Origin of the sequence: Methanomassiliicoccus sp. (assembly GCA_012719175.1) — an archaeon.
In the GTDB taxonomy this organism is placed as follows: domain Archaea; phylum Thermoplasmatota; class Thermoplasmata; order Methanomassiliicoccales; family Methanomassiliicoccaceae; genus UBA6.
In genome coordinates, this window is the sequence record JAAYAX010000013.1 from 151,685 (window position 1) to 164,277 (window position 12,593).

The window sequence follows — 12,593 nt, forward strand, 5'->3', positions numbered from 1 at the left end:
TGAGGAGCCTGAGGGGTGCTATCATCAAGGAGCTTTTCTGGGCTGCTTGGTCTTGGCCGCAGGTACGTCCCTGGTCCAACCGCAGGTAAGGCATTGAGGGCGATGCACGCACAGCAGACCATGGCATGCCGGGCACGTGTACCGTTCGGCCTGGTGGGCCAGGAAGTTGTCCACACCTTGCTCCCTTATCTCTTCCAGGTTCTCCATCATGCTCATCTCGTATTTGGTGCGGTAGCGGGCGTCCAGCTGCTTTAATCTCCTGCAGGGGACCTTGCTGCACTCGTAACAGAAATGGGAGCTGTTGGCACTGATGGTAGGGCAGTTGATGATGGTGCACAATCGACAGTGATCGGGCTTATTAGGATCGTCTCCCCAGCACCCTGGGCACTTGTTCTTGGTCCGCTGGTACCCCAAGCACAGGGCGCAGTTCATCCCGCAGGGGGCGATATGGGAACGCTCCAAGACCGGACGCTCGATCCCGACCATGGTAGCGTTATGCTCCTGGAGAGGTATAATCCTATTGAGGATGCCGGTTCTTCCCCCAAGGCCGAACCTATTAGAGTTGGCGAGACTAATAGGTGGAGGGGAGCGCATCGGTCTGTCCGAAGGAATGCTGGCAGCGCCATCTTCAGGAGATGGTAACATCACTGACCCGGACCCTCCCGGGAGGCAGAGAGTTGACGGTAAGATGCTCTTGGGCACTATGTGGTCCTTCGGCATCAACTCCCTCCAGCAGATCCTCGTACTGACCCGCCTGGTCATCCTCGCCCGTCTCCTGCTACCTTCGGACTTTGGCATATTGGACATCGCCCTGCTCACCCTCTACGCCCTGGACGTCTTCTCACAGACCGGCTTCCAGCAGGCCCTGGTGCAGAAGAAGACCGACATCACCGAGGACCTCAACGCAGCTTGGACGCTGCTGGTAGTACGGGGTTTTGTCCTGTTCATCGTCCTGTTCCTCTTCGCCCCTTACATCGCCGACTTCTTTGCCACGCCCGAGGCCGCCCCAGTGCTCCAGGTCGTAGGCATTACCCTCATTTTCCAGGGGTTCACCAACCTGGGCACCATATTATTCCTCAAGAACCTGGATTTCCGCAAACAATACCTTTTCAAGCTCAGTGGGGTGGCGACAGAGTTCATCGTGAGCATAACTGCCGTCCTCATCTTCCAAAACGTTTGGGCCCTGGTCTTCGGCATCATTGCCAAGGACCTGATCCTCATGATAATGAGCTACATCATACATCCTTACCGTCCACGGTTCAACTTTGATCTTAAGAAGGTCCGTGGCCTATCCAGCTATGGCATCTGGATAATGGCGTCCTCCATCCTGGTGTTCCTCCTTATACAGGGTGACGACATAATCGTGGGCAAGGTCCTGGGCATCACCGCGCTGGGGCTCTATCAGATGGCCTATGGGCTGTCCAACACACCATCCACCGAGATCAGCCAGATCATTTCGCAGGTGGCGTTTCCGGTCTACTCCAAGATCCAGGACGACCTGGCGCAGCTCAAGGCCCTCTTCCTTAGAACGCTGGAGCTGACCGCGCTGATCTCCTTTGTCCTGACCGGTCTCTTGGTATCCCTGGCGCCGGAGATCACCCTAGTGTTCCTGGGTAGCAATTGGGCCCCCATCATACCTCTCATCCAGATACTGGCGTGGTGGGGCCTGGTGCGGGGATTGGAGGAGACCTCCGCAGCCCTCTTCTTGGCCGTGGGGAAGCCCCGCCTACATTCCATGCTCCAGTTCATACAGGTGATAATCCTCTTCACGTTGATCTACCCCCTGATGGATAATTACGGCCTAGTAGGCGTATCCCTGGCCGTTGCCTTCAGCTGCTTCCCGGTGCTGTTCCTCTTCATAAACTCGGTCAAGAAGATATTGACCATCGGCGTCTGGGAGGCCTATGCTCCATTGGTCTACCCCCTGGCCCTGATCATATGCTCCATCGGTTCCACGGCACTGGTCAGGACCGTGCTGTTCCCGACTCCCGACCTCTACTCCATGTTCATCCTACTGGGGACTTACGCCCTGGTGACGCTGATAGTGATCAATGTCCTCGACCGGTACACGCCCTACAAGGCCGTGTCAATGGTAAGGGGCTTCATATCCTCAAGAAAAAAGACCTTTTGACCCTACGTCACGGTTGATGAGATGCCGATGCACAGAGAGTCATTCCTATCGTAAAAAGAGATAGTGTGGTGAGAGGTGTTCTCGACCAAGACCGACCACTTAGTAGCCAAGGAAAAAACAATATCACACCACAGCATGGAAGAAATGAGAACAGAGGAGATGAACATATGAAGGTCACCAAGATTTCCGATCACGAGGACCGCCCCAATCCACACAAAGTGAGCGCCAAGACCATCTACGATCATGACCTGGCCCAGTGCGTCCATATCCTCCTGAGGCCAGGAGAATCCCTGAAGAAGCACATCACTCCGGTCGATGTCTTCTTCTACATCCTGGAGGGAGAGGGCATGGTGGAGATAGGGGAGGAGACCGCTACCGTCTCCAAGGACATGATCATAGAATCCCCGGCCAAGATACCGCACCGCCTCATCAATCCTGGAGACATGGACTTCCGGTTCCTGGTCGTGAAGACCCCCAAGCCAAAGGTAGGCACCAAGGTGCTGTGAGGGAGGACCTCGCGGCGCCTTCGACCCCATTTTTTGATCTGTGGTCCAGACCCTGAGATATATACGTCTGGACAAGGATGCGGAGGCGTGTTCAGCGGTGAGACCGGAAAGATCGCATTGATAACCGGGGCCAATTCGGGTATGGGAAAGGCGTCCACTGCGATCCTGGCGGACATGGGGTTTCATGTGGTGATGCTCTGCCGTGACCAGGCCAGAGGCAGGGCCGCCTACGAGGAGATAACCGGAGTTGCCGGACGCAGGGTCGACCTCATGCTGTGCGACCTTGGCAGCATGGCCTCGATCCGAAGTTTCGTCAGTAGCTTCAGGGAGAGGTTCGATAAACTGGATGTCCTCATCAACAACGCGGGCGTGATCACCCTGGACAGGCGGGAGACCATGGATGGCCTGGAGCTTCAGTTCGGGGTGAACCACATAGGGCATTTTCTGTTGACCACATCGCTCCTGGACCTCCTGGAGAGGTCGGGATCCGGCCGCATCGTGATCTACAGCTCCGGCGCCCATAAGATGGGGAGGGTCCACTTCGACGACATAAACCTCCAGCTGCGGTACAATGTTATCAGGTCGTACGGGCAATCGAAGCTGGCCAACCTCTACTTCACCAGGGAGCTGGCGTTGAGGTTGAGGGATAGGGGGAGCAGGGTCACCGTCAATGCCTGTCATCCCGGCGCCGTGGCCACACAGATGGGCGTTGACCGGGACACGGGTTTCGGAAGGTCCCTCGTCAAGATGTTGAAGCCCCTCTTCCAGACCCCGGAACAGGGCTGCCGGACAGCGGTGTATCTGGCCACATCCGAGGAGGTGGCAAACGTCAGTGGCGAATATTTCTACAAATGCAAGGTGGCGCGGACGTCCAGAAGGTCCAAGGACATGGAGGCGGCAGGTCGCCTGTTCGACCTGAGCGAGGCCATATGCCACCAGGGCGCGGCCGGTGGATGATACTGCGGCGCCGTTCTCCTCACTCCGCCGTCCGTCGATATGCTGGACCGCCTAGGTATGCACGGGGACCGCTCTCGGTCCCCCGTTTTTATCGCTCACCTTCATTCAATATTTCGCTCTGAAAGGAACGAAAAAGAATCCTTTCATATCCCTCCATCTACCCAATCTTTAAACGGAAAAAGGAGGTGTGGAAAGGTGCCCATGAAGAGGCTGTTGGTCTGCGTAGATGGTTCAAAGTACTCTGAAGAAGCAGTAAGGTATGCTGTGGATATCGCGAAGAAGTTGGACGCGACGATCACTCTGATCTTTGTCTGGACCCCACCGGCCTCCGCCGGGCAGAGGATGAACATCCCCTACGACATCCCTGACTCGGAGATGGAGCGCCTTAAGGGGGCCAGGGAGATACTGGACGCGGCAGGGATGAGATGCAATGTGGTCGAGGCCATAGGCAACCCGGCCGAGGAGATACTGGACGAAGCGAGGAAGGGGTATGATCAAGTTATCCTGGGGAGCAGGGGGCTGGGGAGCGTGGAGCGCTTCCTCCTGGGAAGCGTGACGGGCAGGGTTTCGCACCACATCACCATCCCCATGACCATCATTCCCCCCAGGCGGGATGAAAGGAAGGGGCCGTTCTAGGGGGTAGGTCTGACCGCCTCATCTGACATCCTAACTTGTTGCCAAGCCTAGAGGGGTGATCGTCTCTCATCGGTCCATGTCCACAGATCGTGCCCGAGGAGGGGTCCCGATGTATCACCTGCGACTGCGGGAGCATCTTCCCCACAGATGGTGAAGAACCGCAAGAGGACTTCAGGTCTCCTTGGTCTGTGCCTCCACCAGGCTGCCGCCGATGTACTTCTCACGGAGACGGGGCTTCTCGATCTTCCCTGTGGGGTTGCGGGGCACCCTCTCAAAGATTATCCTGCGGGGGCGCTTGTAGCGGGGCAGGGCGTTGCAGAACTGCATGATCTCGGCCTCGGTGCAGGACACGTTCGGCTTCAGCTCGATGATGGCCACGGCGATCTCCCCCAGACGGTGGTCGGGGAGACCTATTACGGCCACGTCCTTTATCGCGGGATGCGTATGCAAAAAGTCCTCGATCTGCACAGGATAGAGGTTCTCGCCCCCAGTGATGATCACGTCCTTCTTGCGGTCGACAAGGAAGACAAAACCGTCCTCGTCCATTCGTGCCATGTCCCCCGTGTACAGCCATCCGTCCTTGAGGACCTCGGCGGTGGCCTCGGGGTTGTTGTAGTAGCACTTCATAACGCCCGAACCTCTCACACAGAGCTCACCCACATCGCCCTGCTTCACCGGCCGCCCGGCCTCATCCACGATCTGCAGCTCCCAATTGTAGCCGGCCTTTCCGATGGCCCCCACCTTGTGGATGTTCTCGATACCGAGATGGACGCAGCCCGGTCCGATGGACTCGGACAGGCCGTAATCGGTATCGTAATCATGGCTAGGGAAATACTCCTTCCAGCGCTTTATCAAGCTTGGCGGCACCGGTTGGGCGCCGATGTGCATTAGCCTCCACTGGTCGAGCTGGTAGTCCTCCAGCCGCACGTCCCCGTGCTCTATCGCATCCAGGATGTCCTGTGCCCACGGCACCAGGAGCCAGACGATGGTGATCTGCTCCTCGGACACGGCCTTCAATATCCATTCAGGATTGACACCGCGAAGCAGCACGGCCTTGCTCCCGGACAGGAAGCTCCCGAACCAATGCATCTTCGCACCGGTGTGGTAGAGCGGTGGGATGCACAGGAAATTATCGTCCCGCCTCTGCCCGTGGTGGTCCATCTCCACCTCGCACGATGATACAAGACCGCGGTGCGTGTGAAGGATGGCCTTGGGGAAGCCAGTCGTACCGGACGAGAAGTATATGGCGGCGTCGTCCTCATCGGTGATGGGGACCTTGGGTGCGATGGAGGAGCAGCACGCGGTGAGCGCGTAGTAGTTCTCGGCAAACGACGGGCAGTCCTGCCCCACGAACAATCGCATCTTCACTTCGGGGATGTGCTCACGGATGGCCTCGACCCGGTCGATGAACTCCGGCCCGAAGATCAGCACATCACACTCGGCCAGCTCCAGACAGTATTTGATCTCGTCCTCCGTATAACGGTAGTTGAGCGGAACGGCCAGGGCGCCGGTCTTCAACACGCCGAAGTAGATCGGCAGCCATTCCAGGCAGTTCATCAGGAGGATCCCGACCTTGTGCCCCTTTTCCAAGCCCCGCTCCATCAGGAAATTGGCAAGTCGGTTGGCTTTATCGTCAAATTCCCGCCAGGTCATCTGTCTCCTGTATTTTCTCTCCGGATTGAGCTCTACCAGCTCGTAGTCCTTCCAGCTCCTTCGAACCTCGGTGATCTCGGGGTTGATCTCGATCAGGCTGACCTCGTGACCATAAAGGGAGGCGTTATGAGCTAGGATATCTGTGATAGGCATTTCCATTCCCACTTTCTCTGCATTATTTCTGTAAGACGTTACTATGACAAAATGTAACACGTCTCCCCTCTTATCGTTTATGTCGGCAGTACGACCTTTCTTGGCCGCGTTTTGGTTCATAGCTCACAACAGAGCCGGAGCGGCCGCTCTAAGTCATCTTCACACGATGATGTCCCTGAACGCTCAGAGGTCAACGTGAGTCGCTTCGACCCATGTTCCTATTGTGCGTGGCCACGACGTTGTTGATGTAATCGGCAAGAAGCTTCTGGTCCACACGGTCCGTTGCCAGCGTACCTTCCAGGGGGAACTCGTGATCGCACCGGATGCAGCGGGCCAGCTGGCAGCCGAATGCACCTTTCCTGCACCCCTGGCAGGCGATGGCCCGCGACTGGAAGAGGGAGAACATTTGACCGCACCGGGGGCACCTGATCATCCTGGTCGTCCTCTCAAAGGCCGGGGTGATCCCCGCCCCTCTCATATCATGACCGAACGGCAACTGGCATCCTCCGTCGTAGGGATTGCCTCCATGTTACAAATACTCATTTCCATGAGTGCTCTCGAACCTGAAGCTCTAACGAAGTGCTTATGTCACCGTCGCTGTCACAGCCTTATTTATTGCCCTCGAGTGAGGGGCAGAGATATGTTAAATGCCCTTTGAGGCGGCGTTCTAGAGTCGAGCTCAATCGCATTCCTCGAACTGGCTGTTGTAGAGGTCGCGGTAGAATCCGCCCCGGCTCAGCAGTTCATCGTGGCTCCCGCTCTCCACGATGCTTCCGTCCCTCATGACGAGGATAACATCAGCATCCTTGATCGTCGAGAGGCGGTGGGCGATGATGAAGGAGGTCCTTCCTACCGTTAGATCGTTCATCGCCTTCTGGATGATCCTTTCCGTCCTCGTGTCCACGGAGCTGGTGGCCTCGTCCAGTATAAGGAGGGGTGCGTTCTGTACCACCGCGCGGGCGATGGTCAGCTGCTGCCTCTGCCCGATGGACATCTGGGACTCGTCGTCGAGGACGGTATCGTAACCGTCCGGAAGGGTGTTGATGAAGTGATGGATGCCCACTGCCTTGCACGCGCTCTCCACCTGCTCGTCAGTGACGCCTTCCTTGCGGTAGGCGACGTTCTCCCGTATGGTGCCCTGGAAGAGCCAGGTGTCCTGTAGGACCATGCAGAACATGTCGTGCACATTCTCCCTCGTGAGCTGTCTGGTCGATACGCCGTCGATGAGTATATCGCCCGAGTTCACCTCGTAGAACCTCATCAAGAGGTTGACTATCGTGGTCTTGCCTGCACCGGTGGGACCGACTATCGCCACCTTCTCTCCGGCACTGACCTTGACCGAGAAGTTGTGAATGACCTCCTTCTCGGGCGTGTATCCGAAGAACACGTTCCGGAACTCCACGTCCCCTCTCACGTCCTTGTGGACCAATTTTTTATCGTCCTCGTTCTCCAGCTCCGGCTCGTTAATGAACTCGAACACGCGCTCCGAGGCCGCTGCCACCGACTGCAGGCTGGTCATGGCCTGTCCCAGCTGCGTGAGGGGCTGCGTGAACAATCGCACGTACACGATGAACGCGACGATCGTTCCGATGGATATGGCGCCGTTGATGACCTGCACCGCGCCCACGATGCACACCACCACGTAACCCAGGTTGCCGATGAATCCCATGATGGGCATCATCATGCCCGACAGGAACAAGGACTTGAACGCGCTGTCGAAGAGGTCGTCGTTGAAGGAGTTAAACTCCCTCTGTGCAGCCTCCTCGCCGTTGTACGCCTTGACGATGTTGTGCCCGGTGTACATCTCCTCGACAAAACCGTTTATCTTGCCCAGATAGAGCTGCTGGCGTCTGAAGAACTTCTGCGACTTGGTCATTATCACGATCATCAGGCCGAAGCCGGCCAGCGCGGAGAGGACCGCGGCCACGGTCATGGTGACATCGGTGATGAGCATCATGACCAAAGCTCCGATGAGCAGCGCGGAGGCGCTCATCAGCGTGCCGATGCTCTGGTTCAATGACTGCCCGATGGTGTCCACATCGTTCGTCGCCCGGCTGAGGACGTCACCGTAGCTGGTCCTGTCGAAGTACCTTAGCGGGAGGCGGTTGATCTTCTCCGATATGTCGGTGCGGAGACGCTTCGACAACTTCTGGACCACGGTGGCCACGATGTAACCCTGCCCGTAGGTCTGCACCGCCGATATGACGTATATCGTCACCAGGAACGTTCCGATGCCCGCGACCGCGGTAAGGTCGATAGACCCGCTCCTCATACCGTCGAAGATGAGGTCGGTCATCTCGCTGAGCTTGTCGGGCCCTATGACCGTGAACACGGTGCCAATGGTCACAAGGACTGAGGCCAAGATGATCGCCGGTATGTACGGCCTCATGTAGGCCAGCATCCTGCTCCAGGCCTCCTTGAAGCTCTTGGCCCTTGCCTCCTGGTGCATGCCCGGATGACCGCCTGGAGGACCACCGCGCATCATCTGCAGACCTCCTCCTCGGACAGCTGAGAGTAGACTATCTCCTTGTACACGGGACAGGTTTCCAGAAGGTCTTGATGCCTGCCGATCCCGGCGATGAACCCATTGTCCAGGACGACTATCTTGTCAGCGTCCATTATCGTGCCGACCCTCTGGGCGACGATCACGCTGGTCACATCCGCCGTTTCCTTCTTCAGGGCGCTCCTGAGCATGCGGTCCGTCCTGTAGTCCAGCGCGGAGAACGAGTCATCGAAGATGTATATCTCGGGCCGTCTGAACACCGCACGGGCGATGGAGAGCCGCTGCTTCTGACCCCCGGAGACGTTGGTTCCCCCCTGAGCTATGGCCGCGTCGTAACCGCCCTCCATGTTCTCCACGAAATCCGTGGACTGGGCGACCGCGACCGCCTTCCTCACTTCCTCTTCCAAGCTCTTAGACGTCCTATCGCCGTAGGCGACGTTGGAGGCGATGGTGCCGGAGAACAGGTTCGCCTTCTGCGGCACGTATCCGATCTTACCATGGAGCGCCTTGAGAGTGTAGTCACGGACATCCACACCATCGATCCTTATCGCCCCTTCGGTGACATCGTACGAGCGCATGATGAGGCTAACTATGGTGCTCTTCCCGCTCCCGGTGGAGCCGATGAACGCTATTGTCTCACCCTTCTCCGCTTTGAAGCTGATGTCTTTCAGGACGTAATCGGATGCCCCCGGATACTTGAAGCCCACCCTGTCGAACACTATCTCGCCGTTCGTCGGTCCTGGCGATGCCGTGACGTTCCCGTCCTTGATCGACGGCTCCGTATCCAGTATCTCCTCGATACGCCTGGCGGCAACCATCGCCCGGGGTAGTATGATGAACACGATGACCAGCATCATGAACCCCATGACCACCTGCATCGCGTACGCCAGGAAGGTGATCATGTCCGAGAACAGCAGCATCTGCGAGCCTATACCAACAGTGGCAGCGATGATGATGCCCCCTATCCAGTATATGGAGAGGGAGAGCATGCTCATCACTGCCGACATTACCGGCATCATCAGCGCCATCGCCCGGCCTGTGAACAGGTTATTGGACGTGAGGTCCTCGTTGGCCTTCTCGAACTTTTGCTCCTGATAGTCCTCGGCGTTGTACGCACGGATGACGCGAATGCCCTTTAGGTTCTCCCTCACGTGCCGGTTGACCTCATCGGTGAGCCACTGGATCCTCTTGAAGCGCGGGACCACGAAATACATCAGCACAAAGATGACCACAAGCATCACGATGATGGCCACGGCCGTGGCGGTGGTCCACTGCCAGCTTTTTCCGGATATCTTGATGATGGCCCATCCCGCGAGGATCGGCGCCTTGATGATGACCTGCAGGCCCATGGCCACGGCCATCTGCACCTGGGTGACATCGTTGGTCGCGCGAGTGATCAGGCTTGCCGTGGAGAACCTGTTGACCTCGGCGGCGGAGAACGACTGCACCCTACTGAACTCCAGAGAGCGGATGCGCTTGGACAGGGACGTGGCGACATAGGCTGCCAGGTAGCCGATGGCCAGCGCTGTCAGAAGGCTCCCGAATGCGAGGACCAGCATCATCCACCCCTCGTTCATGACCTGGTCCACCGTGCCGCCGGTCTGGATAAGGTTGGTGATCGCGTACATGTGGTCCGGGATCATCAGGTCGAACCACACCTGGACCACGATGAAGGCCGTGATGATGATGACCAGTGCCCACTCTCTAGCCTTCAGATATTTCAGGATCATCCTACACCAGCGCCATCATCATATCGGTGTGCAAGGGGGTCGGAGGATTCAGACCCTTGACAAGAGCACCCTACACCTGAATGGGCGGTGAGGCGCTTGGTCCATTAAATAAGTTCTTTTACGCATGAGACGATAACAGCCCAGAGGGAGGGATGTGAAGATCATGAACAAGTGGATGGGGCGCTCCGGCGTATCCCCGGTCATCGCCACCATCCTATTGGTCGCTATCACCGTGGTCCTATCCTCGGTCGTCTATGTGATGGTCACGGAGCTAGGCAGCAACAGCCCCCCGCCCCCGTCCGGTGGGTTTGGCATTGCGGAGAAGGTCTCCAACGACACCATGAGGGTCTCCTTCGGCTCGTTCAGCAAGGACACCGATCTCACCGACTGCAAGGTGACCATCGAACACGATGGTGCCACCCCTGCCGCCGTGGCAATGGCCCCGTCGGGCAACATCACCGTCGGTCCCTACAACATGATGGTCACGGACCTGGGAGGGGACGGGAGGATCAGCCCAGGCGACCATCTGACGATCTCCAACACCAACGGCGGTGCGATGAATGGGAAGTACATCGTCTATCTCATTTGGACCCAGGACGGGTCGGTGATGGCGTCGGCGAGCCTGAACATGTAGGCACCTTCCACCTTTTTTTCTTATATGGTGGAACGAGCGATCGCTGTTGAACGAATGCACACATCATATTGATAGTTCATGGAGCGCCGTGATGGTCGCGGAACGCGATCGGTTCCTTTGATGCATCTGGACGGCAAATGGCCACGGCTGCCAGAAGGATCTGCCTATAGGAGTGAGGTGTCACACGGCGATCGTTCAGGTCCTGACCGCCCAGCTTCATTTCCTACGCGTCTGTATCAAGTACACCGCTGAAATGATTATTACAACAACTATGATGCCGGCCACGATCAAGAGGGTCTGGCCCATACCGTCGGGGGCGGCTAAATTAGGGATCACGCTGACCTCCTCTGATAGGGCGCTCTCCCCCGCGGCGTTCATCGCGCTCACCTTGTAGAAATAGGTCTCGTTATTGTTCAGGCCAGTATCGACGTAGTTACGCACGTTCCCCAAGGTTGTGAGAAGGCTCTCATTACCACTGCTTGACCCGCGATAGACCACATAGTTCGTCACCGAGGAGCCCCCATCATCGGCGGGAACCTGCCAGGTCAGAGAAGCTTGGCCGTCGCCGGCACGCACCTGAAGGTCCCGCGGTGAGCTGGGAACAACGGCCTGGGGGTTCAAGGTCAGCGTCTCCACGACGCTCCAACCATGGACATTGCAGTGGACCCGGGACCGTATGGTGTTTAACTCCGTGATCGGGCCGAGATCGAAGGTGACTGTGAAGGTCACCGGTTGCAGCCCGGGCGGGGGTGAGACCATGTATGTGTCCGTACCCGTGCTGTTGGTCACCTCGACCTCGATAAGGTCAATGCGGTGGGAGGTAGTGGGGTCCTGGTGTGTGACCGTGATCACCAGGACCGTATCAGCTCCAGAAGTCGTGGTGCTAAGGGTGTGAATAGGCACGTCCGCCGATACCGGGACGCTCCAGAGCGAGACCAATGCGAGCAACAACATCAGGGAGATGAGGGTCGGCTGGAAGCGTCTCAAGAGAACACCAATTTTCGATTCGAGCTTACCCTATTTTTTTCTTACTAATATGCACCGTCCAAATACGAGCATCAGTACCATGCCCTGTAGAAGATGAACAGGCCTATGATGTAAGTGATCAACCAGAGGGCGATGAACAGAGCTCCGACGATCCTGTGCACGCGACCTTGTTTGGGCATGAACATCTTTCCTCCTCGCTTTACCACCTTCCTGAACCCCAAATAGATGGCGAGGAGGCCCAGCGCAGCCACGATGGAAGAGATGATGAGGTGCAGGAGGATCGAAGAGCCTTCCCAGGGGAAGAGGCCGTTCGAGCCGTTGAAGGCGAGACTGAACATGATGGGCTTGAACACCAGCAGGTCCACTGTGAAGACGGTCAGCATCAGGTAATGGTGAATGTGCCCCTTATGAGCGGCGGCCAATAAGAGGGCCGTTACCATGAGTATAGCTAGGACCGTCTCTCCCAACAGGTTCAGGTCGACCAGCAATGGCACGTTCGCTCCGAAGATCCCCATAGTTTCCCGAAATAATTGCAACCGGGCTGATATAAAGTCCACGCTAGGCATCTTACAATGGGCGTATCATCCATGGCCAGGGCGGCGTGTATGAATGGAGGAGCTGAACCTCGGCTATCCTGTAAACTTACTGCTGCTGAAAGAACTGGGGGTCGGAAAGAGTTACGTCCATTTCTGTCAGCTTATGT

General features: G+C 57.3%; 13 protein-coding genes. 5 read left to right on the plus strand and 8 right to left on the minus strand.

All coding sequences use genetic code 11. The features are described 5' to 3' along the window. Positions 1 to 24: 24 nt before the first annotated feature. Positions 25 to 486: a DUF3795 domain-containing protein gene (locus tag GXX95_10180; protein ID NLT38506.1), complete on the minus strand. Its 462-nt coding sequence runs from the start codon at positions 484 to 486 to the stop codon at positions 25 to 27. A gap of 76 nt (positions 487 to 562) precedes the next feature. Here GXX95_10180 and GXX95_10185 point away from each other — a divergent pair, with 76 nt between their 5' ends. The 4 genes from GXX95_10185 (at position 563) to GXX95_10200 (ending at position 4,230) form a co-directional block, all read left to right on the plus strand. Continuing rightward, positions 563 to 2,131 carry a lipopolysaccharide biosynthesis protein gene (locus tag GXX95_10185; protein NLT38507.1) on the plus strand — a complete coding sequence of 523 codons (1,569 nt, stop codon included), beginning with the start codon at positions 563 to 565 and terminating at the stop codon, positions 2,129 to 2,131. Positions 2,132 to 2,298: 167 nt separating this feature from the next. After that, on the plus strand, positions 2,299 to 2,637 hold the full coding sequence (locus GXX95_10190) for a cupin domain-containing protein (GenBank protein NLT38508.1): 339 nt from the start codon (positions 2,299 to 2,301) through the stop codon (positions 2,635 to 2,637). 141 nt (positions 2,638 to 2,778) lie between these two features. Then, complete coding sequence (locus tag GXX95_10195; protein ID NLT38509.1) at positions 2,779 to 3,594, plus strand: SDR family oxidoreductase; 816 nt, start codon at positions 2,779 to 2,781, stop codon at positions 3,592 to 3,594. Positions 3,595 to 3,789: 195 nt separating this feature from the next. Further along, positions 3,790 to 4,230 (plus strand): universal stress protein, encoded by a 441-nt coding sequence (locus GXX95_10200; protein ID NLT38510.1) that lies wholly within the window; start codon positions 3,790 to 3,792, stop codon positions 4,228 to 4,230. A gap of 171 nt (positions 4,231 to 4,401) precedes the next feature. On the opposite strand, the gene GXX95_10205 is transcribed toward GXX95_10200, so the two are convergent. The 4 genes from GXX95_10205 to GXX95_10220 form a co-directional block, all read right to left on the minus strand. Beyond that, positions 4,402 to 6,036 (minus strand): acyl--CoA ligase, encoded by a 1,635-nt coding sequence (locus tag GXX95_10205; protein NLT38511.1) that lies wholly within the window; start codon positions 6,034 to 6,036, stop codon positions 4,402 to 4,404. Positions 6,037 to 6,226: 190 nt separating this feature from the next. Further along, positions 6,227 to 6,532: a hypothetical protein gene (locus tag GXX95_10210; GenBank protein ID NLT38512.1), complete on the minus strand. Its 306-nt coding sequence runs from the start codon at positions 6,530 to 6,532 to the stop codon at positions 6,227 to 6,229. A gap of 183 nt (positions 6,533 to 6,715) precedes the next feature. Continuing rightward, positions 6,716 to 8,521 (minus strand): ABC transporter ATP-binding protein, encoded by a 1,806-nt coding sequence (locus GXX95_10215; GenBank protein ID NLT38513.1) that lies wholly within the window; start codon positions 8,519 to 8,521, stop codon positions 6,716 to 6,718. Next, entirely contained in the window at positions 8,518 to 10,269 is a 1,752-nt protein-coding gene (locus tag GXX95_10220) for an ABC transporter ATP-binding protein (GenBank protein ID NLT38514.1), read from the minus strand. Before GXX95_10220 ends, GXX95_10215 begins: the two co-directional genes overlap by 4 nt. Positions 10,270 to 10,423: 154 nt before the next feature. Between GXX95_10220 and GXX95_10225 the strand changes: the two genes are divergently transcribed. Then, entirely contained in the window at positions 10,424 to 10,903 is a 480-nt protein-coding gene (locus GXX95_10225; protein ID NLT38515.1) for a type IV pilin, read from the plus strand. A gap of 76 nt (positions 10,904 to 10,979) precedes the next feature. Here GXX95_10225 and GXX95_10230 read toward each other — a convergent pair whose 3' ends face one another. The 3 genes from GXX95_10230 to GXX95_10240 all read right to left on the minus strand — a co-directional run bounded on the left by GXX95_10230 (position 10,980) and on the right by GXX95_10240 (position 12,384). Next, positions 10,980 to 11,123, minus strand: coding sequence for a hypothetical protein (locus GXX95_10230; GenBank protein NLT38516.1), 144 nt, complete (start codon positions 11,121 to 11,123; stop codon positions 10,980 to 10,982). Further along, complete coding sequence (locus GXX95_10235) at positions 11,120 to 11,890, minus strand: fibronectin type III domain-containing protein (GenBank protein ID NLT38517.1); 771 nt, start codon at positions 11,888 to 11,890, stop codon at positions 11,120 to 11,122. The genes GXX95_10230 and GXX95_10235 overlap by 4 nt, the downstream gene beginning before the upstream one ends. Positions 11,891 to 11,961: 71 nt before the next feature. After that, positions 11,962 to 12,384: a DUF420 domain-containing protein gene (locus tag GXX95_10240; protein NLT38518.1), complete on the minus strand. Its 423-nt coding sequence runs from the start codon at positions 12,382 to 12,384 to the stop codon at positions 11,962 to 11,964. Positions 12,385 to 12,593 lie beyond the last annotated feature (209 nt).

Bases quoted from the DNA above. Each gene is read 5' to 3' on its own strand.
- GXX95_10215 (NLT38513.1), bottom strand. From the start codon at position 8,521: ATGATGCGCGGTGGTCCTCCAGGCGGTCATCCGGGCATGCACCAGGAG.
- GXX95_10195 (NLT38509.1), top strand. From the start codon at position 2,779: ATGGGAAAGGCGTCCACTGCGATCCTGGCGGACATGGGGTTTCATGTG.
- GXX95_10205 (NLT38511.1), bottom strand. From the start codon at position 6,036: ATGCCTATCACAGATATCCTAGCTCATAACGCCTCCCTTTATGGTCAC.
- GXX95_10190 (NLT38508.1), top strand. From the start codon at position 2,299: ATGAAGGTCACCAAGATTTCCGATCACGAGGACCGCCCCAATCCACAC.
- GXX95_10230 (NLT38516.1), bottom strand. From the start codon at position 11,123: ATGAAGCTGGGCGGTCAGGACCTGAACGATCGCCGTGTGACACCTCAC.
- GXX95_10220 (NLT38514.1), bottom strand. From the start codon at position 10,269: ATGATCCTGAAATATCTGAAGGCTAGAGAGTGGGCACTGGTCATCATC.
- GXX95_10180 (NLT38506.1), bottom strand. From the start codon at position 486: ATGGTCGGGATCGAGCGTCCGGTCTTGGAGCGTTCCCATATCGCCCCC.